At 33.3% G+C, this 20,985-nt stretch carries 20 protein-coding genes; 11 read left to right on the forward strand and 9 right to left on the reverse strand.

Features of this window, described 5'->3' with window-relative positions:
* Positions 1-18 precede the first annotated feature (18 nt).
* The 5 genes from QLQ94_RS05795 to QLQ94_RS05815 all read left to right on the forward strand — a co-directional run bounded on the left by QLQ94_RS05795 (position 19) and on the right by QLQ94_RS05815 (position 3,923).
* Complete coding sequence (locus QLQ94_RS05795) at positions 19-750, forward strand: DUF6515 family protein (protein ID WP_271337721.1); 732 nt, start codon at positions 19-21, stop codon at positions 748-750.
* 244 nt (positions 751-994) lie between these two features.
* Positions 995-1,576 carry a DUF4136 domain-containing protein gene (locus QLQ94_RS05800; protein WP_271337720.1) on the forward strand — a complete coding sequence of 194 codons (582 nt, stop codon included), beginning with the start codon at positions 995-997 and terminating at the stop codon, positions 1,574-1,576.
* A gap of 134 nt (positions 1,577-1,710) precedes the next feature.
* Positions 1,711-1,935, forward strand: a complete 225-nt coding sequence (locus QLQ94_RS05805; protein WP_271337719.1) for a hypothetical protein — start codon at positions 1,711-1,713, stop codon at positions 1,933-1,935.
* A 421-nt stretch (positions 1,936-2,356) separates the two neighbouring features.
* On the forward strand, positions 2,357-2,911 hold the full coding sequence (locus QLQ94_RS05810) for a helix-turn-helix domain-containing protein (RefSeq protein ID WP_271337718.1): 555 nt from the start codon (positions 2,357-2,359) through the stop codon (positions 2,909-2,911).
* Between the two features lie 40 nt (positions 2,912-2,951).
* Positions 2,952-3,923 (forward strand): SphA family protein, encoded by a 972-nt coding sequence (locus tag QLQ94_RS05815; RefSeq protein WP_482499310.1) that lies wholly within the window; start codon positions 2,952-2,954, stop codon positions 3,921-3,923.
* Between the two features lie 25 nt (positions 3,924-3,948).
* Here the strand turns inward: QLQ94_RS05815 and QLQ94_RS05820 are convergent, their stop codons facing one another.
* Together QLQ94_RS05820 and QLQ94_RS05825 are read right to left on the reverse strand one after the other, a co-directional pair.
* The gene (locus QLQ94_RS05820; protein WP_271337716.1) at positions 3,949-5,004 is read right to left on the reverse strand and encodes an IS1182 family transposase; all 1,056 of its coding nucleotides are present in this window, start codon (positions 5,002-5,004) and stop codon (positions 3,949-3,951) included.
* 236 nt (positions 5,005-5,240) lie between these two features.
* Positions 5,241-6,038, reverse strand: coding sequence for a helix-turn-helix transcriptional regulator (locus QLQ94_RS05825; protein WP_271337713.1), 798 nt, complete (start codon positions 6,036-6,038; stop codon positions 5,241-5,243).
* Positions 6,039-6,280: 242 nt separating this feature from the next.
* Here QLQ94_RS05825 and QLQ94_RS05830 point away from each other — a divergent pair, with 242 nt between their 5' ends.
* Complete coding sequence (locus QLQ94_RS05830; RefSeq protein ID WP_427402986.1) at positions 6,281-7,477, forward strand: C1 family peptidase; 1,197 nt, start codon at positions 6,281-6,283, stop codon at positions 7,475-7,477.
* Positions 7,478-7,625: 148 nt separating this feature from the next.
* Here QLQ94_RS05830 and QLQ94_RS05835 read toward each other — a convergent pair whose 3' ends face one another.
* Positions 7,626-7,823, reverse strand: coding sequence for a hypothetical protein (locus QLQ94_RS05835; protein ID WP_271337710.1), 198 nt, complete (start codon positions 7,821-7,823; stop codon positions 7,626-7,628).
* 30 nt (positions 7,824-7,853) lie between these two features.
* On the opposite strand from QLQ94_RS05835, the gene QLQ94_RS05840 reads away from it, so the two are divergent.
* Positions 7,854-8,528, forward strand: coding sequence for a hypothetical protein (locus QLQ94_RS05840; protein WP_271337709.1), 675 nt, complete (start codon positions 7,854-7,856; stop codon positions 8,526-8,528).
* Between the two features lie 195 nt (positions 8,529-8,723).
* Positions 8,724-9,434 (forward strand): hypothetical protein, encoded by a 711-nt coding sequence (locus QLQ94_RS05845; protein ID WP_271337708.1) that lies wholly within the window; start codon positions 8,724-8,726, stop codon positions 9,432-9,434.
* Positions 9,435-9,590: 156 nt separating this feature from the next.
* On the opposite strand, the gene QLQ94_RS05850 is transcribed toward QLQ94_RS05845, so the two are convergent.
* The 3 genes from QLQ94_RS05850 to QLQ94_RS05860 all read right to left on the reverse strand — a co-directional run bounded on the left by QLQ94_RS05850 (position 9,591) and on the right by QLQ94_RS05860 (position 13,176).
* Complete coding sequence (locus QLQ94_RS05850; protein ID WP_271337707.1) at positions 9,591-10,097, reverse strand: hypothetical protein; 507 nt, start codon at positions 10,095-10,097, stop codon at positions 9,591-9,593.
* A 686-nt stretch (positions 10,098-10,783) separates the two neighbouring features.
* Entirely contained in the window at positions 10,784-12,313 is a 1,530-nt protein-coding gene (locus QLQ94_RS05855) for a reverse transcriptase domain-containing protein (RefSeq protein ID WP_482499311.1), read from the reverse strand.
* Between the two features lie 590 nt (positions 12,314-12,903).
* Entirely contained in the window at positions 12,904-13,176 is a 273-nt protein-coding gene (locus tag QLQ94_RS05860; protein WP_482499312.1) for a helix-turn-helix transcriptional regulator, read from the reverse strand.
* 107 nt (positions 13,177-13,283) lie between these two features.
* Here QLQ94_RS05860 and QLQ94_RS05865 point away from each other — a divergent pair, with 107 nt between their 5' ends.
* Both QLQ94_RS05865 and QLQ94_RS05870 read left to right on the forward strand, forming a co-directional pair.
* A complete protein-coding gene (locus QLQ94_RS05865; RefSeq protein ID WP_482499313.1) occupies positions 13,284-14,696 on the forward strand; it encodes an RHS repeat domain-containing protein in 1,413 nt (470 codons plus the stop codon).
* A 34-nt stretch (positions 14,697-14,730) separates the two neighbouring features.
* Positions 14,731-15,303, forward strand: coding sequence for a hypothetical protein (locus tag QLQ94_RS05870; protein WP_482499314.1), 573 nt, complete (start codon positions 14,731-14,733; stop codon positions 15,301-15,303).
* A 404-nt stretch (positions 15,304-15,707) separates the two neighbouring features.
* Here the strand turns inward: QLQ94_RS05870 and QLQ94_RS05875 are convergent, their stop codons facing one another.
* A complete protein-coding gene (locus QLQ94_RS05875; RefSeq protein WP_482499315.1) occupies positions 15,708-17,558 on the reverse strand; it encodes a hypothetical protein in 1,851 nt (616 codons plus the stop codon).
* A 438-nt stretch (positions 17,559-17,996) separates the two neighbouring features.
* Between QLQ94_RS05875 and QLQ94_RS05880 the strand changes: the two genes are divergently transcribed.
* On the forward strand, positions 17,997-18,512 hold the full coding sequence (locus QLQ94_RS05880) for a recombinase family protein (RefSeq protein WP_482499316.1): 516 nt from the start codon (positions 17,997-17,999) through the stop codon (positions 18,510-18,512).
* Positions 18,513-18,619: 107 nt separating this feature from the next.
* On the opposite strand, the gene istB is transcribed toward QLQ94_RS05880, so the two are convergent.
* Positions 18,620-19,357 (reverse strand): IS21-like element helper ATPase IstB, encoded by a 738-nt coding sequence (istB, locus tag QLQ94_RS05885; RefSeq protein ID WP_056251131.1) that lies wholly within the window; start codon positions 19,355-19,357, stop codon positions 18,620-18,622.
* Between the two features lie 15 nt (positions 19,358-19,372).
* Entirely contained in the window at positions 19,373-20,920 is a 1,548-nt protein-coding gene (gene istA, locus QLQ94_RS05890) for an IS21 family transposase (protein ID WP_482497588.1), read from the reverse strand.
* Positions 20,921-20,985 lie beyond the last annotated feature (65 nt).

Consider the following 20,985-nt stretch of genomic DNA (forward strand, 5'->3'; position numbering starts at 1 on the left):
ATATAAAACCTCATAGTTATGAAATCATATCAACCCAAAAGTAAAATCTCAATCATAATTACTGCATTTTTTGCATTACTTCTTATGATTCCGGAAGATTCGAGTGCACAGCGATTTGGTCATTTTGCACCGCCAAGACCTATGCCGCGACCAATGCCAATGCCACGCCCAATGCCACCACCGCGCCCGGGACCAAGGCCAATTCCGCCAAGACCGTTACCGCCGCCGCATCCGTACCCACATCCTTATCCTAGGCCATATCCGGTACCATTTCATCCTTATCCGGTACCTTTTCCTTATGCTTATCATCCTTTTGTACCCTATGTTTGGGGACCAACATGGTATCCTGTAGGATTCTTTTTGACAACATTAACGACGGCAGCTATAGTAATATCAGTAGAAAATACAAATTATAATTATGATGACGGAGTTTACTATGTAAAACAATCTGACGGATATAAAGTTGTACCGGCACCCCTTGGAGCAACAATTTCGGAGTTGCCAAAAGGGTATGCCGTAATCAATGTTTCCGGAACAGATTATTACTATTACGGCGGAACTTATTATTCTAAAGCATCAAGTAAGTACAAAGTAGTAAACGCGCCTGTTGGAGCAGTTGTCACACATATTCCGGAAGGAGCCGAAGAGAAAACCATCGACGGTCAAAAATATCTGATATATAACAATGTGTATTATCAACCTATTTCAAAAGACGGACAAGACAGTTATGTTGTTGTACAAGGAAAATAGAGCTTAAAAATACTCAGAGTAATAAATTCTAATGCGAATAATTGCTCTGAGTAAATAAGTAAGAATTTTACTGACTGCATGATGTCAATTAAATAAAATAATTTATCTTTGAGTGTAAGCTAAGGTATTGTTTAGTAGATGTTTGTAGAAATATAAATAAATATTTAACATGACTTCCAGTATATTCAAGATTTAAGCAAGATTTTAAGAATTTCAAGTTAATCATTAATTTAAATACCATAAGATGAATATTAAAAGAAAGAATCTTCGTATAATCCCAATATTATTTTTGGGTTTAATTTACAGCTGCTCTCCAACTGTAAAAGTTACAAGTGATTATGACCATTCGGCTAATTTTAGCGAATACAAAACTTTTGCGTTTTATGATTTAAAAGCGCAGGAAGGTCAGATCAATCAGTTAAATGTTGATCGTATTACAAAAGCAATCCGTTCTGAGCTGATCAGCAAAGGTTTTATAGAAACAACCAATAATCCTGATTTAAAAGTAAACGCAGTAACAATCTTAAAAAACAAAACATCGGTATCTGCAAATACTGATTTTTATGGTTATGGCGGAATGTACCGTCCTTACGGCTATTGGGGCGGGGGCGGCATGATGGGCAATGCAAACACAACATTTAACTCCTACGATTATGTTGATGGTTCACTGATAATTGACATTGTCTCTTCAAAAACTCAAAAACTGATTTGGCAAGGAATCGGTAATGCTCAAATTGACAGCAAGCCCAGCGATCCTGAAGAGTTTGTTACCAGCTCTATCAAAAAAATTCTGGCAGGTTTTCCTCCCGGATTGGCAAAAAAATAGCTTATAAATAATGGTATTATAATTTAGCTGTACTTATTTCTATAAGTACAGCGTATAGCCATTATAGAACTTTCTTCTTTGAATTTATTCTGAAAGAAAAAGGAATAAACTACAACAAATCAAGCTTAAAACTTATGATCGATATAATACTTTCGCTTTTCTTTTTTATAGCTACAATAGTTGGTTTTGCGACATCCTTTATGGTTCTTTTTTCAAAAAAAAATTACTCAAAAAGTTTTTTTTTAGGACTGTTTTTGTTCAGTCTTGCGGTGGTTAGCGTATATAATTTTTACTTATCAGCAAATGAGTTAAAAGATTTTCCTGATTTATTTATGATGCAAAATCGTTTATATTTTTAGTTGCTCCTTGTGCCTTTTTATATGTAAGAAGTATTTTGTTTTCTAACAAATTGTTTAGAAAATACGATTGGCTGCATTTTTTACCGTTTCTGATCTATTTTAGCTTAACGCTTTTTGTATGGGTTGAAAGTTATATCGATCTTCAGATCGTTCATTATATTGCTGCTAAAGTAAATAACCCATTTTCGATGTTAAGTTTGACAGTCTGGCTCGTATATGCTTTTTGTCAAACGATGATGATTTTGAATTATGATTTAAAAAAATTTAAAGAAAATCATTTTAGCAGAGTAAAAATTCTGAGTTGGATCAGAGTATATAACCTGATGATTTTGTTTTTGTTCTCAGCACTTTTTGTACATTATTTTTAATTACCAAAGTTGAGAGAATCGATTTCTCCAGTTATATTCTAATATCATTAGTTTTGGTTTTTACAGTTGGCTGGCTTTATTTTAAACCGCAGATTTTTTATGATACCAATGATACTATTGAGTTTTCTAAAAAATCATTAATAATAAAAACAAAAGAAAGTAAAGCAACCTTACCGCTTGTCAAAGAATTAACTCCCGAAAAAAAATCACTATACCTTACTAAACTAGAAAGCATCTTTATGTCAAAAGAACTTTTTCTTAAAAAAGATTTAGTAATTCGCGATATAGCTGATGAAACCGGAATATCAGTTCATCACATCTCCAATTTAATTAATTCAGAATTTAATCTTCATTTTCAGGATTATGTCAATATAAAAAGAATAGAATACTTTAAAGAAAAAATCAATGATCCTGAATGGAAAGATCTATCACTTGAAGGAATGGCCTGGGGATCAGGTTTTAAATCCAGAACAACCTGTTTTAGGGCGTTTATAAAACATACCGGAAAATCTCCCTCTGAATATTTTAAAGTAATTAGAATCAATCCGGAGAAAACCAATGCTTATTATTTTAAACAAGCATCAAACGAAACAAAGAATAGTTTGTAAAAGAAGTTGTGGGGTCTCCTTAATTTTTAAAATAGCAACTATGAAAACAAATTTTTATACCCATAAGCAATCCGCAACAACAGTATATCTTATAACCTTTTTGTTGTTTTCTTTTTTTAGTTACGCACAACTCAAAGGCGGTCATATTCTTGGTGCCATGGGATTACAATCAGGAACCCAAACACCAGAAAACACATTGAGTGTTTACGTTCCCGGTTATTTTTATGCAGCATCATCTTTACGAAATGCCAATGGTGATAAATCGATCGCCAACCCGGATCTTAATATGTTTATTACAGGAGTAGGCGCCAGTTATGTAAGTGATTTCAGAATTCTGGGAGCCAATTACGGAGCATCGGTTTTGCTTGCCTTTGCATCTAATAGAATTCAGGGGAATACGGTAGACTCAAAAAGCCCTTTTGCCTTGACGGATACTTATATTGTACCCGTTCAATTAGGCTGGCGCAATAAAAGAGCCGATTTTGTTTTTAGCTATCAGATGTATTTACCAACAGGAAAATTCGATATGGGAGCTTCTGACAATAGCGGTTTAGGAATGTTTATGAATGAGTTTTCAACAGGAACAACCTTTTTTTTTAATGACAAAAAAACAGTTCACTTTTCAGCTTTAGCTTCTTACGAAATAAACGGAAAAAAGAAAGGTACAGATATCAAAACCGGAGATCTTTTAAGTATTGAAGGAGGTTTAGGTAAAACATTTTATGTAATGGATGGTACAAATCCGGCTCCAAAATCGATAATCAATGCAGGTTTAATTTATTATCTGCAATACAAAGTAACCAATGATCAAATACCGGTTCCGGTGTTTGGTACAATCGAAACAGACAAAGATCGTGTAGGAGGAATAGGAGCTGAGATCAATTATTATCATATTGGCTGCAGTACATCTGCAGGATTCCGTTGGATTGCAGAGGTCAAAGCGATAAACAGATTTCAGGGAAATACCTTTTTCCTAACATTGGCACATGTGTTTACTTTCAAAAAAAAATAGTCTGAATAACTATCTGGATTGTTTTTTAAGTTGAGGTTTTTTTGATGGATTCAATAAATTCTAAATTTAGTTTAAATGAGAAATAAAACAGGTTTTGTGCGTGGAATAAATTGTTTTTATACTTACGGGTCTCTTCGATACGGTACATATTGTAGGGAACAAAAAAATCAATTTCTCTGTCTTCAAGGAATTGATAATTTTCCTCACTTCCATAGCCCGCATCGGCTATAACTTTTGCAGATTGTTTGCCGTAGTTGCTTTTGAATCCTTCTAAGTGATTTTTTAGTGTGGTAAAATCAGTAGAAGTCTGGTGGGTGGAGTAATGTGTAATGATTTGATTTTCTGTAGAAATCTGAACATTATAACCCGCTTTTAATTGTCCGTTGCCCATATGATCTTCTTTCATGCGCATAAAAGTAGCATCGGTATCTGTTTTGGAGTAACTGTTTCTCTCTCCCAGAATTTCAAGATGTTTCTCGTATTCTTTAAGTTTTACAAGCTGCTCTTTCTCGAGTTTTTGAAGTGATTTGTTTTGCTGTTTACTCAGCTTCTGCTTTTTTTCACTGTGGTTGATCTCACGTATTTTCTCTTCTAATTTCTTGCTGTCTACCTTGGTTTCAGTTTGGTTATCAGTATGGATAATGTCTGACTCGATAGCCTGACCAATATCTGCCAGAACAGCATCGATTTTTCCCTGAAGCCTGTCTTTATGTTTTTCAACTGCTTTCTTCCACACAAAGCTATATTTATGTGCGTTGGCTTCTATTTTAGTACCATCAATAAATTGTCTCTCCAGGCTAATGAGCTCTAAATCTACCATCATCATAACGACCTGGCTGAAAAGTTTTTCAATATTCCCTTTTAATTTTTTTCCTCTAAAGTCATTGATAGTTCTAAAATCCGGCTGAAGTCCTCCCGAGAGCCACATAAAATATATATTTTCCTTCACGGCTCTAGCCAGCTTTCGGCTGGAATAGGTATTATTGAGATATCCGTAAAACAATATTTTCAATAACATCTTAGGATGATAGCTGGATCTTCCACCGCCTTTAAACTGTGATATAATCTCGGAAATTTCCAACTGTTCAACAACACTGTCTATTAATCGGGCAGAATGATTCTCTGGGATCGGATCATTTGTTGACCAATAATAACAACCATCATAAAAGTAAGTAATGCAAGAATAATTTTGGTTATGGGAGAATTAAAAGTTCTTTGTTTTAAAGTAAGCGTTTCCATTTGGTTTGGTTTAATGATTTATGATGAAGCAAAAGTAGGCTGCTTCAAAATCAAAAAATAGAATGAAATTTGCCTTCTTTATAATTTTTGAAATTGTTTGGGCAAAAATCCCGTTTGACTTTTAAAGGTTCTGATAAAGTGACTCTGATCAGCAAAACCACATTGAAAACCAATTTCTGTCAAATTGCTTCGGTTGGATACTATCAGCGAAAGCGAACGATTTATTTTGATCCTGCGCATATATTCACCCAGGGTACAACCAAAGTATTTAGAAAAATGTTTTGATATCGTAATAGGGTTCAGGTTCAAAACCTGAGCCAGATCCTGCAGGTTTGGATTTTCGTTCCAGCAATCATTTAGTAATTCCTCTAAACTTTTTACCCAAAACGGACTTTTTTCGTATCGTTCTAAATGTGTATTGGCATTCGATAATTGAGCAAACAACATATTGATTGTATCTCCAGAAAAAGCATCTGCAAGAATTGATTCCTTGAAAATTTTTAGAATTAAAAATTTAGAAAGCGTCGTGTTCTGAACTGATTTTTCGATAATAGCTTCAGAAATTTGAAGTTCTTTGAGAAGCGTTTCTTCAATTTCGATATTAATATTTTTAGACGGAAAAAGTGTATCCTGATTCAAATGCAATTCACCGCTATGGTAAAATAATAAAGAACCAGGACCAACAGCTGTATTCGAGTTTTTACGTTTTTCTGCCGTTCCTCCTTTTAGAAAAAGTGTGATGTGCGCATTGATGTGCGAATGCCAGCCTTCGTAAACCTTTTTATGATACTCTGTTTCAACAACAGCAATTCCCTGCATGTTGTTAAAGATGTTTTTGGTATTGCCTAAGTATTTCTCTTTTTCCAGTTCGGACATTATCCAGAATTATGAATGCATTTACAGCAACCAAATTACTACTATTAAAATAAAATAAATAGCAATTTCTTCTAATCCTATAAAGATTGTTGGTTTTGCATAGTTTGTAAGTTTTTATAGATTAATAAAAACATTTTGTAAAAATTAACGCTTGAAGGTTAGTTTTATTAACTAAAATTTAATTGTTTTGTAACAAATTGTAGATTACAACAACTAATTTATAAAATCATTAAACATAAATTATGAATACATTTTCATTCAAATCAGTACTTGCTGCTTCCGTTTTTTTTGTTGGGGCAACAAGCTGTTTTGCACAAGACATTTTAGTGAATTCACTAAAACTAAATGCAAGCGAAAAAAGTAAAGAAGCTTTTAAATTCACTGACGTGATCAATCTTGGAACTACTTCTGTAAAATTGCAAGGTTCATCAGGAACATGTTGGAGTTATTCTACGAATTCTTTCTTAGAATCAGAAATGATTCGTTTAGGAAAACAACCGGTAGAATTGTCTCAGATTTACTCTGCAAGAAATGTTTATGTAGAAAAAGGAGTTAATTATGTTCGTATGCACGGAGCAGTTACTTTAGGCGACGGTGGTGCATTGCATGATGTAATTAATATGTACAAAAAATACGGAACCGTACCAAGAGAAGTTTACACTGGATTGAACTACGGAACTGACAAAAATAAATTTGGAGAAATGGCAGCACTTATTGAAGGTGTTCTAACTGCTGTGGTTAAAAACCCGAACGGAGAATTAACACCAAACTGGAAAAAAGCGTATACAGCCGTAATCGATTCTTATTTAGGAACTGTGCCGGAAAATTTTGCTTATAAAGGAAAAAACTACACACCACAAACTTTTGCTAAAGAAGTAGTAGGTATTAATCCAGACGAGTATGTAGAGATCTCATCTTTTACAACTTCTCCGTATTACCAAAAAACAACAATGATGGTGCCAGACAACTGGTCATTTGATCAGGTCTACAACGTAAAAGTAAACGACATGACTGATGTTATCGACAATGCTTTGAAAAAAGGATATACTGTAGCCTGGGCAACAGATGTAAGCGAGAAAAGCTTTAGCTGGAAAAATGGTGTTGCATATGTACCAACAAAGAAATTTGATGATATGACTGCCGAAGAAAAAGCAGATATGTTCAACGGACCAAAAGCTGAACCTGAAATTACTGCCGAAATGCGTCAGACTGCATTTGATAACTACACAACTACAGACGATCACGGAATGCACATTATAGGTCTTGCAAAAGATCAAACCGGAAAAGAATATTACATTGTAAAAAATTCTTGGGGTGCAACAAACGACTACAAAGGATATTTGTTTGTGACTAAAAACTTTGTGAGATACAAAACAACTGCTTTGTTATTAAACAAAGGTGGAATTCCAACGGATATCGCTAAGAAATTAGGGGTTTAATTGTCTTAGGTTTTTATAAAATAGAAAAGCGCTGCAATGTTGAATTGTAGCGCTTTTTTTATTGATATTTCATAAAGAAGAACTTTTACTTCTCTTTCAACAACTTCTCCAACTTCTCCACTTTTTCTTTTTCAGCTAAAACCAAACGCTAATAAACTTCTATAACTTTATCAAGAGGGTTGAAATTGCAGTTATATGCATTTCCATTAATAATGCTGTTATCATTTAATGTATTTCCAATAATATTCAAAACAGCTTCCTCAGAAAACTTCTTAACTTTAGCCGCTTTAAGTGTTTCTTTGAGGTTTTGTAATATGCTTAAGAGAAAACAACTATCTTTATTCATTTTTAATTTCACTCCCCTTATCACATTATAATGAGAACACATGCCGTATTTTTTGTCACAATGTGTGTGTTTTCTTCTTATTGTTTTGGGCAGCGTGTAAACAATGCTCAGTTTACTACAGAAAAAGGACAAGTGCGTTCAGAGACAGATAACATTTCTAAAGAAGGTCTTGTTATAGCGGGTTATTATGTCGAAGAAACCATTAATATGGCTTTCGGAAAAACAATTACCAAATACGAAGTTTCCAGATTAAGTATGGTCAATACCTGCGATTTGGGCCCCAATAATACAAGGGTGGTAACTCCTATATATCGAAAATCGAAAATAAAAACAGTTGAATCAGGTTTGCAGTCAAAAGTTTTGGTTGATCCTGTTACCTCAACTATCAAGCCTGTTAAGGTTGAAGTGGTTGCTCAGGCCGAAAGGCCACAATATATTACTGTAGATGTTGTAAATACTTATGCAAAAGTTCTGGATAAAGGTTATAAATCGATTGATATGCTTACTAAAGTTGCAGACAGGGCATACTTTGACGGGGATTTGGTTAATGCGGCTAAATATTACTCAGAATTGTTTAGCATGTCTGAAAAACTAGAGTCGATGTATTACTATCGATATGCTCAAGCATTAAAAGGAATTGGTCAAATGGATAAAGCTGATGAGATGATCAAGTTATTCGAAAGTAAAAAAGCACTCATAAAATAGTCAAAGAATTGCTGTGTTGTTTTTGACTAAAATTCTCGAAAGCATTCTCGAAACAAGAATATATTGAACCCAAACAAAGAAAAAGTAACACTTAAACGGTTTTTCAGGTAACTTGAAGTTAGTTTTGGATGTAAGTGCTTGAAAAATATTAAATTGTATTTTTTTTGTTAGTGGTAATTACCTTATTGATTTGTCATGAAAACGTATGTACAATACTTTGTAGCAATTGCATTTGTTTTTTCTTTTTATTCTTTCGGACAAAGTAATGGTCGTGCTTTTGCCCCTGGGAGTATCAAACACGCAATAACAAAATCAAATGATACTGCAAAGAAAGAAGGACTTGTCATAGTAGGTTATTTTGTTGAAGAAACAATTAATATGACTTTCGGAAGAAGAATCACCAAATACGAAGTTTCAAAATTAGAAATGGTGAATACTTATGACCTCGGGCCTAATAATACCAGGGTGGTAACTCCTATATACCGCAAACCAAAGATAAAAACCGTTGATGTAGCATTACAATCAAAAACTTTTGTTGATAGTACTGTAATAAAGATAGAACCAGTCAAAGTCGAAGTAATTGCAGTAACCGAAGCGCCCAAATACTTAACGATAGATGTAGTCGATACGTATGCTAAAGTTTTAGACAAAGGATACAAATCTGTAGAGATGCTTATAAAAGTGGCAGACAGGGCTTATTTTGATGGCGATCTGGTAACGGCTGCTAAATATTACGAAGAGCTGATTGGTATGAATTCAGATTTATATGCGATGTATTATTACCGCTACGCAGAATCCCTAAAAGGCATCAACGAAATAGGAAAAGCAAATGAAACAATGCTATTGTTCGAAAGTAAAAATGTAGGCAATAATGTAGTGAGACATAATAAGCTCGTCAGAAACTAATGGTCGTTAATGACAGAAACTAATTTTTTTGATTGTATTTGTTTTATTTGATAATCATTGTTGTTGGTATGTGTCGTAAATCATAAATGTTAGCAGCCAGTACTGAAATCTTTTTGCTTAACGCACAACTTATACTAATTAATAATTTTTTGCTTTTTATTTTCCAATTAACACTCCGTATTCTTTTGGTATTGTTACTCCGTCAAAATGGTTTGTCAATCCGTAGAATATTATAATTGTCATAATAAGTCCAAAAAGTAAGATTGCAATTGAGTGTCTTTTTGGTGACAAGCCTAATATGGTTCTCTCCATTTTTTTGTTATGAATAGAAGCAATATGTCCAAAAAATGATAGAATTGCGAGTCCGTAATAACGAATGAAGAACAGATTGAATGGAAATGAGTTTAATCCTGCTACTCCAAAATAGAAGTTTGTGTCAAGTTTTAGAAAAAAGCGTCCACTTAAAACAGCGCTCAAATGAATGATAAAGAAAATTGACAAATACAGTCCTGTGCATATTTGTAGTTTCTCAAATTTAGAAATTGCTAATTTTTTATTTGTTTTAAAAAGTTTCAGGCCTGAAATAATTTGAAGAGCCACTGCTAATAATAAAACTGTCTCAACACAAATATTACGATAATAAATTCGTAAAGTGTTCATCATCTCGATGTGATCCTGAGCACCAAAAACACTGATAAAATGATTGAATAAATGTAGTCCAACAAAATCGTAATTGTTAGTCCTGATATGTAGTGAAGATTCTTTATTGTCATTTATCTTATCGGTTTATTTGTGGCGGTTTGTTCAATATAATAAACTTTTACGCTTGATTCGATTTAGATTTGATCCAGCTAAGATAAATTAATAATTATAGCTTATGTTTTGAGATTCCAGAGGCTTTGGAATTGATCCAGCATTTAGAAGTCAATTTAGAGGAGTACGAAAAGTAGATTTTTTCTTATTCAGATTATCTAATCTTTTTGGTTAATCCCCAACTTTTGCGTTTGATCCCTTTTTTTACCAAAAATCTGTCAAAGTTGTCAAATGACAAATTTTCCATTTTTTAATAAATTATCATGAAGTACTGATTGGCTATGGTATTAAAAGAGAAAAGACCTTACATTGCTGTAAAGTCTTTTTTAATAAGCTCCCTTTAATATTATTTTTTCGAACCAATTCAAAACTGATTTAGAAAAACTATATACGCTAAGTTTGGAATTTAAAAAGTATTTTAAGTATTGATTTGATTTTTTGGTTGTTTAAAGTAATTGCCCTTACTATTAAAACGTCGAACCTTTTATGGAAGATTTACGGAGGTGATAATACGTTCATATTAAATTTGCAAATGTCTATTGACTTGTGGTAGTTTGTCTTGGCTTTTTAGCTTTTTCTTCGAACTTACTTACAGACTTTTCAAAAATGCTCCAAGCCCTATTCACTTGTTTCTTTATAGGGTTGTCTTTTCCTTTTTTTGATGGATAAATTTCTTCTGAGGCCCTATCTACATAAGTTAAAAAATTACTTTTTGCTTTATTTTTGCCTAAATGAGTAAATCTTGAACGGATTTTTGAAAGATAGAGTCTAGTTACTTTTTTTCTCCTTTTCGGATGTCGTTTATTGTATCTTATTGCAGAGTTTGCTCTATTAGCTTTTCTACGGATAGACATCTTCATTTCACGATAAAATTTGGAAAGACTTGGAGATTTAATCAATATTTCTTCTCCGCAAAATTCAAAACCTAAATATTTTAATTTGTTTTTGTTTGAAAAATTATTATTTAATTCTGTTTTAGTTATACTTGTAATTTTATTATCAATTTCAGTGAATATTGAAATCACAGTTTTTGTGTCGTTAATTTTTAGTTGAAGGGGAGCTAATGAAATTTGATTAATAATTTGTTCATTCCAATGCTCAAACTCCTCTACGGTATTGAAAATTATTGCAATGTCATCTGAGTACCTTCTGTAAAAACATTTATTTTTCACAACTAAATTGTCTACTATATATCTATCAAATTCAAGTAAATATAAATTTGCTAAAAATGCACTAATAGGAGTTCCTTGTGGAATACCTTTTAAAATTTCACCTTGTTTTTGTGGTCTATGTTTTCGGATTAGATTCTTTTTAGCTATTTTCTCTCTAAATTCTTTTGCATTAACAAAATATGAATCAAAGTCAGATTTTTTAAAGTCATTTTTATGTTCAATTCTTAATTCATTTTTAGAACATTGTTCTACTATGTCTTTCATTTCAACGTAAGAATAGTTTATTAAGGAATTAATTAATCTTTCCTCTTTAATTGAATAATTATCTTCTCCAATTAATTTAGCAACACAATTTATTAAATAGTTGTGGTTTAGTGAAGGAAAAAAATTTTCAATATCATAACAAGCTACTACACAATTTTTTCGTGATTTTATTTCTTGAAAGAGCTCATTGGCAAAATGAATATTACACTTTCCTGGTCCATCAATATCGTTTGGATTTATTGGGATTTTTCTATAGGCAATTACTGCATCGGAAATATTTTTATTTTCTGGTTTATCTAATAGTCTTTCATATGCATCTCCAAAGATTTTATTAGAATAATAAGAATATATCTGTGCGTCTAAATGATTAGCATAAAAAATTTCTCTTGGTTTTTTTGAAGATTTATTTTTTATTATATCAAAATGACTTCGATAAATTTCAGACTTTTCATCTAAATAAGCTTTGTATCTCCTAGCGGTTAACGTCTCGTGTATTAGTGGGAAATAATTATGTTTCTCAAGGTTGTTTAAAATATAATTTTCAACAAATTTCTTCTGATTATTTCCAAGTTTTGGACTAAAATGTATATAACCTTTAGGTTTATACCAAGATTTTGTTTTTCTATTCATTTTAAAAAATGCAGGTTTTCCCGTCACGGCTTTCTATATTAATCATACATACTATTTTTTTTAAGGCCTGCCTTCTGTAGTTGGACTACACACCGTTTAAGTAATTCTATTGCTATCTTTACACATTCTAATCCTTACGAACAGTCCTATGAAAGAGCTAACATCATCTGTCAACACGAATTTCTGTTCACTGGAACATATTTCATTGTTATTCGAAATGTAAAACCAGCTAGTTAAAAACCAGAGCTGTAAAGTTTTGCCTTGGCAAACGTATGATTAAGAACTTTAGTACTTACCTGCATTACAAAGATAATTTAATTAATTAATATTTCTTCTTTTATGCCGATTTCACATGGTAAATTCTTAATATGATGTTTTTAATCAAATAAAATTTTTTTATTACAGGAAAACGCATCAATAAATGTATATTCTGAACTTGTTGAGAGCACGTATGGATAAAAAAATCGTAACCTTTTAAGTTATATAACCCCTGTCTTCAGCATCTTTTTATTAATATTCAATTATTACATCTTTTTTAAATTTAGATATATAAAAAATTGCTTGTTTTAAAGAGTTTTTTTTGAAAAGATTTATTTATCTAAAAATCGAGGTAATTCAAAATTAAATAGTTCGCTAAGTGGTATTTCCAAGGTTCGAGCAATTTTGAATATAGTACTGATAGTAGGATTTATTTTAACAGTCTCAATTCTGGCAATTTGTGATAATGTTATTTCAGAACGATACGCCAGTTCTTCCTGCGATATACCCTTTTCCGAGCGTATTTCTTTTAGTCGCTTTGCGAGCAACTGTAAACCTTCTTGGTCGAAGATTAGTTTTCTGGATTTAGTTTCATCTTTTTTCACTTCATCAAAATGAAGGTATAAAGAGCAGAATTATTATAGCACTTGTGCTATAATTTCTATATTTGTAAAAAATAACAGCAAAAAATCTAAAAACTAAATCACTACCAATGAAAAAAAGGAATTCAATTTTTATCTTCTCATTTTTTATCGCACTGCTTTTTTCAGCTTGCAAAAACATGGAAAGCCAGTATGATAATGACCTGATAAAGGCTAAATTAAAAGGAAAGGTTAAATCCATTTCGACCAGAGACACTAATGGATTTTTCTACAGTAACATAACCTATAATCAAAAGGGTTATGAAATTGAGACCGATATTAAAGAATCAGACTTTCCATTGCATACAATATATAAGCGGGATGAAAAAAATAATGTAATTGAAAAAGTAGAAGAGGGAAGCACTGAGGGGAATAAATTTAAAGAATTATCAACGTTTAAATATGACGTCAATAATAATTTGTTGGAAACTAAAAAATATAATCTTGAAGGTGGTGTTGAGGGGGTTTATGAATTTAAATATGATGCAAAAAATAATGTAATTGAGGAAATCACTCCTTCTTATACTTGGAAGTATGAGTATAAATACGATAAAAATTCTAATGTAATAGAAAAGAGAAACCTGAGTGTACTTGAACCTCATAATCCAAATAAACTTATTTATAAATATGATAATAACAATAATCTGATTTTCCAACAACAAACTCAAACAGATGGTAAAAGAGTTTTTACGGAAATTTTTAAATACGATGAGCGAAATAATAAAATCGAAGAAGGTAAATGCTATGATTTAAAAGCGAACCAGTTTCAGATGAATTATTTCGTGTATGATGAAAATGATAATTTAATCCAAGAGAGTGCCAAAAATCTGGATGGTTCTGAATCTTATAAAATCAATTACAAATATGAATTTGATAATCAGGGAAACTGGATTAGGAGAACAAGCGACAAAAATGGGGACTATCCAGGCTATATTGTAGAGCGCACTATCGAGTACTACGGGGAGAATGAGACCGAGACTGCACCACAAAAGGTTTCAAAAATCGATACACTATCCCAATCACAGCCAGAGACTCCAACTGTTCTAAATAAAGAGGTTTGGAACGGACAGGAATTAGGGGCTAATGAAAAGATAATAACCCTGCAATGGGATAATAAGACCAAAACGGGGATGTGGAAAAGGAGCAATATGGTCGGCAATATCAACAGATGGTGTTCAGATGAAATGACTGTTCCGTACGGGAAAATATGGGTCTTACTGTACGGTACTTTAGAAGAGCAAATGCACGAAGGCGATGATATTAAAGAATATTACGGGGCAGAAATTAAAATTAACAACGGCAGAAATGAGCCACAAATATTCCAATTATATGAGCAAGACATGGATATTCCATTCTCAGAAGCAAAGGATAGAAAAATGAGAATTTACGCAGGGTCAAAAGTCACAGGATATATTCCCGGTATAGAAGGTAAATTTTTCTACGTAAAAGGAAATGTTTATTTCTTAGAAATAGATGCCAATTAAAAGATAAAAATCCATCCTTAAACCAAAAACACCAATGAGAAAAGTATTTTTAGAAGAAAAGAATCAAACAGTAGATTTTAAAATGTTTTATAGATTTTTCTTAATCCTGATAGTTTCTATTTTATCAGTTAATTGTAGTGACCTTCCAACGGATTTGAAACTTACGAAGAAAGCCAATAATATTCAATATAACAGATTATTAGTACAGGAAGACACGGCGAAGACTACTAATGATTTTGAGAGATTAATGACTGATTACACCAAATTGAGTAAGGATATCGATAGCTTTAACAGTGACTGTCAAAAAAGAGGTTTACGAAGCAGAGACAAAAATATACATGAAGTATTAAGCAGAATGGCAAATATCAAACAGATATTAACTACTGCCAGCCGATATGACTTTGATTCATCATCATCAAACAGTGGCTCATATTCTTCAAGCAAAAGCTGTTCATGGTGCGGAAAGTCCTTTAGTGGGTCACATTATACACATCTTGGCAAAATGTCAGATTGTTACAGTACAGATTCTTCCACTTCAATAGGGATATATTGCTCTAAGAAATGCTGTAGTGAAGCCAGAAAAAGTTCTTGTCCAACCTGTAGGTAATCATCCGAAAACTAGTTATAAAAAAATAAAGCGACTCGATACTGGGTTGCTTTTATTTTTTATATAAATATCATTATATCAGCCCATTTTCTAAAAAAAAAACACCAAAAAATCGATGAAAACACGAATCTGGTCATTTGTTTTTTCTAAGCCTCAATAAAAGTAGGCTCTGGCAAGCGTATTGGATATGGTCATACGTGTGCGACAGGCTGGTTTTAAGTACATTAATTGTACATATCGTCTGTTAACCCTGCCATTTTTGCCCCATTTTTTTTAAAAATTTTATGAACGACTTCATGCCCTTTGTAGGAGTTAATTGGGGATACCCCCAGTGGGAGGGAGGTAACAAGGAATTTTACCCCCGTCCCCCGTTATTAAAATGGATGCAAGTCCTCTCTGCTGAGTTATATCTCAGGGTCTAGGATATAACTTTCCATTACATAAGGAGCGGACGTGTTCAGTATATCATGAACCTTCAAAACACGGTCTGTAAAAACGTAATCTTTACTATATGTTATATCGGCCACCACAAAATTTAACTGCTCTCCATTTTGTATTTTCGCCAGAAGCTCATTTTTAATTCGGTAGCCATAATTGATAAGTCGGGCATTAATTTGTAAAGAGGCTGGTGTTTGCTCTATGGTCTGGTTAGGGCTAATAATGGCATCAAAATCCAACCTGTTTTCTTTTAGCTGGGCTACAATTGGATTGTGTTTTTTACCGTTGGATAGCTTTGCTGTGGTCTGTACGCTATAATCCTGAATCACAGCATCCATAACCTGCTGAACTCTCTGGGCTTGTTTTGGATGGCAAAATAAAGCATCATAAACGTATCCTACATAGATGCTTTCCTGATTTAGTTGCTGAATCACACGGGTCATAATGTCGACTTCTTTGGCAAATAACCTGCGAGAGGTAATCCTGTGACCGTATTGGCTTTTGTGTTTCTCATTTATGATATTTTCCAGCATCTTTGGCTCATTTTGCTTGTAATACTCAAACAGTGGGGATTGTTTCATCTGCCAGACCTTTTTATTGAAAAACGATAAATGTTCGATTTTAACTACATTGGCATCAATTTTTAAAGCCAGACCGATATCGCCATGGGTCAAATTGGATTTAGAACCACCGTATAGCGCAATAGCAATATTAGGATGCAGACAGCTGTAATCACATTCGATGTGTTGTTTTCCTTTTACCTTGATTAGTCTACGAATCCAGCTCGGCATAAGGGTAAAGGAATCCACAATCCTGCCACCGCTTTTATCACTACCAACACTAGGAATCATAAGTCCGTTATCTGTCAGATAGGAGAAAATTGCAATGGAATCCTCTACAAAGGAGAGGTTCTCAGGGTTCTTAAAATAAGCTCTGCTGTGTTTGTTTAGTTTGGTCAGCTGTTTTCCTTTTTTGGTCGTGTATTCCAATTTAATCAAGCGATTGGCTTCTTTTTTTATCTGTTCTAGGGTCGGTAGGGTAACATCCGCATAGAACTGAAATAGATTTTCACATATTGGATTCGTTTGAGCCTCTTCGAGCTTGTTATTATAGTATTTGTTTAAAAGGATTTTAGCTTCCCTTGTTTTGAGTTCATAATTCACAATTCCTTTACCAATATAAGGCTTGCCCAATCTATAGTAATAGTTCTTTTCTCCAACGATACTCTCTAGGTCACATTCTAAAATAGCACCTTTGGTTAATGGATATTGTAATGCCGTAATTACCCTTTTATAGGTCATTGGATGAAGGCTTAGGAAATTACGCAGGTATTTTGCTTTAAGGGATTTCCAGCCCTCTGGATTACTCCCATCGAGTATGCCAAAATAGGTTGAGCTTAGTTGGCTCGTGAACAGTAGGCACAACTCGATAGCGACATCTATATCAGAGTGGATTTCCTTTAAAATCTTACGCGATATGTATTTTCTAATAACATATTCTACTTTGCTGGGAATCTTTATGCGGTCTTTATTGATAAAGAATAGCGGTAATTGAGCATGAATATCAGTAGTAATATTGTCATCATTATGGGCTGTAAGCCTTGTTATATCTAGTATTCTTTCTTCATTTAAAGGAGGTCTGTTTACTACATCATATATGAAGAAGTAATTAGAAGATGAATTAGATAATAATGAATTAAAAGAACTACAATTATAATAAGGTATATGGAATGTAGTATTCTGAAAGGATTGGTTAGTTGGGTTTAATCCTTGTAAAGAAGGATTGATTAGTGATTGGACTGATTGGTAAAGTTGCATGTTTCATATTATTCTGCTTTTTATGTTAGGTTCTGCTTTTTTTCTGGGGCAGAAGCTGGGGGTAATCACATCCCCAGCACCCAGAACACTGCCAAAGGCGGTATTGTTTTAAATATACTGTAGTATCAAAACAGAGTCAATAGGTTTTCGAGATTTTCTTTCAAAAAAGTTCTTAAATATTTTAATAGCGCATTTTGCGCAGGTCTTGTAATTTATAAGAAGTTCTAATGTGATAGGTTTTGTTTGTCATATAATCAACACGAAGTGTTGATCTATGACAAAACCATATTGCTTATACAATGCATTTTGCTTAAACCTCTTTCAAACCCTGGAAATCCAGGATTTATCTTGCGTGAAGAATTCCGGGTCTTTACATTTGTGATGTAATAAATCATAAACGACCGTTTAACATTTATTACATCCTTTAAATATTTAGATATGAAAAAGTTTGTTGCCTATTATCGTGTAAGTAGAAAAGAGCAAGGTGCTTCTGGATTAGGATTGTCGGCTCAAAGAAGTTCAGTAGTGAAATATGTGGATTCTCAAGCAGGAGTTATAATCGAAGAATTTACAGAAATTGAAACGGGAACGAATAAGCGTATTAGGGTTGAAATCCAAAAAGCAATTCAGGTAGCTAAAAACGAAGGGGCGGTACTGATTATTGCAAAATTAGACAGATTAGCCAGAAACGTAAATTTCGTAACTTCTCTTATGGATGCAGGTGTAGAATTTTTAGCGGTTGATATGCCAACTGCAAATAATTTTACAATACATATTTTTTCAGCTCTTGCAGAACAAGAAGCCAAATTAATTAGTTCTAGAACAAAACTTGCTTTGGATGAATTAAAAAAGAAAAATGTTGCGCTTGGTACTCCAAAAAATCTAACTGATGAAGCTAGAGTGCAAATTCCGGTTATATTGATCACCCCATTCCGTTTTAAAGTGAGCACCTGATTCCAGTTCAAAATGACCACCTAATTCCGGAGCAAAATGACCACCTCCGTTTTGATTAAAAACTATATTTTTTCATCTGTTAATTAGTATTCAAATATAATAAAATATCACTCTTTGTTTATTCCTCTTTTCTTTCTCATCGATTCTCCATGTAATTCAAGCCTATGAGATTGGTGTATAAGTCTGTCTAATATTGCATCGGCTATCGTTTTTTCTCCGATTATGTCATACCAGCCTTGAACTGGGATTTGTGATGTCACGATTATAGAGCCGTTATTATGCCTGTCCTCTATGATCTCCAAAAGAGTAATTCGGTTATGGCTGTCAAGTGCCTGGAGTCCAAAATCATCAAGTATTATAACATCCTGTCTTTGTATTTTTGTAAGTTCCCGCAGATAAGTGCCATCTGCTTTAGCCATTTTTAGTCTAGCAAACAATTTTGAAGTATTAAAATAACTTACCTTAAAACCCTGTATACAGGCTTGATAGCCCAATGCTGTACCTAAATAACTTTTACCGACCCCGGTACTTCCAGTGATTAAAATGTTTTCATTTTTCTCTATAAATTCGCATTCTGCCAGACGCAGTACCATGTTTCGGTCCAGATTACGTGATACATCAAAATTGATACTTTCAATATTTGATTTGTAATGGAATTTCGCATTAGTGATACTTCGTTCAATACGACGATTGTACCTTTCATCCCATTCTGCATCAATAATCATCGATACAAACTGGTCAAGGGTATAATGATCTGTTTTTCCGCTTTCAATGGCTGTTTTAAAAGCATTAAACATGCCATAAAGCTTCATTTGTTTCATTTTGGTTACTGTGGATTCATTCATTTTTCAAGATTTAATTTAGTTATAATAGTGTTTTCCTCTTATGTTACTATGATCAGGAAGTTCCTGCTCAGGTTCTTGATCAAAATCAATATGATCCAAGTTGTTTTCTAAAATATTTTGTATGGTCTTAAAATTGTAAATTTTAAAATCAAGTGCCCGCCTGCAGGCATTTATTAATCGCTGTCTGCCTACCTTTTTTTCAAAATTCAGTATTCCTAAACAGCTTTTATAAGCCTGTTCCGGATGATTTCTGCTTTCGATTATCTGCATTATATATTCTCCTACTGACTCATCAATATTATTAGCCCATTCAATGAAGCGGGCAGCACTCCATTGGGCTACAAATTGATGTGTACTGGCTAAATGCTCAGGAGTTGTTGTATAGACATAAGGTTTGTAGTTTCTTGGATGTACAGCTATTCGATTGTATTTATAATAAATCTCTACTGTTGATTTGGTATATAACAGCTTGGCTTTCTTCTTTACATATTGATACGGAACGCTGTAATAGTTTTTGTCCTGGCTTAATTGAACATGACCGTTTTGCATTACTGTTGCAAAAGACTGGTATTTAATTTCAAAACGATCTTGTGGGAGTGGACGCAGTTTTTCTTTCTCGTCTTCTAAAAATAATTCAAAGCGGGAATAAGGGCGTCCTGTCAGTTTTCTGTTATTGTGAGAGTCAAGTAAATCCCAGATCTGCTGGTTTAATTCTTCCAGAGAAAAGAACTTAATTTCTTTTATGGTTACATAAATCCTTCGATATAATATCTTAACAGCTCCTTCAACTAATGATTTGTCCCTGGGCCTGTAAGCTCTGGCAGGTAAAATTGTAGTTTCGTAATGTTCTGCTAAATCAGCCAGGGTTTCATTGATTGTCGGTTCAAAACGACTGCTTTTTATTACTGCAGATTTTAAATTATCCGGAACAATGGCGGCAGGAGTGCCTTCAAAAAAGCGCATGGCATTTTCTACCGAGTCAACAAAGTTTTCCTTTTGCTGGCTCATGGAAGCTTCAGCATACGTGTATTGGCTAGCGCCCAATATTGCTACAAAAAATTGTACTTCTTTGACTTCTCCAGTATCTATATCAATAATTGAGAGTGTCTTTCCAGCATAATCGACATACATTTTATCACCAGCCTTATGGTTCATGTGCATGACCGGATTAACTCGTTTGCCCCATATATTGTAATGATAATGAAATTGTGAAGTTCGATAACCATCCGGATTTACAGTAATATATTGTTCCCACATATGCTGTACGGTAACGCCAACTTTTTTTAGTTCACGTTCCATTTTAGGAAAAAAATCATAAAGTGTCTGTAATCTCGGGCTAATGGCCTCTACACTAGTCTGGGAGAATAAAAGTTCCAGCTCTGCATCGGTTTTTTGGTCGATTAATTCAAAGCTTAATCCGAGAACTTCGAATAAAGAAATATATTTCTTTACCGTATTTCTTGAAAGGGATAAGTAGCTACTTATAAATAACTTACTCTTTCCATTACAATAGAATTTAATTACTTTTCTAATTTTACTCATGTCTGTTATTTTGTTTGCCATAATCCGTATATTTTTAACGAATGTATGGTTCTAACAACATGAAAAAATCAATAGTTTTTAATCAT

Source organism: Flavobacterium sp. B114r (genome assembly GCF_056824125.1).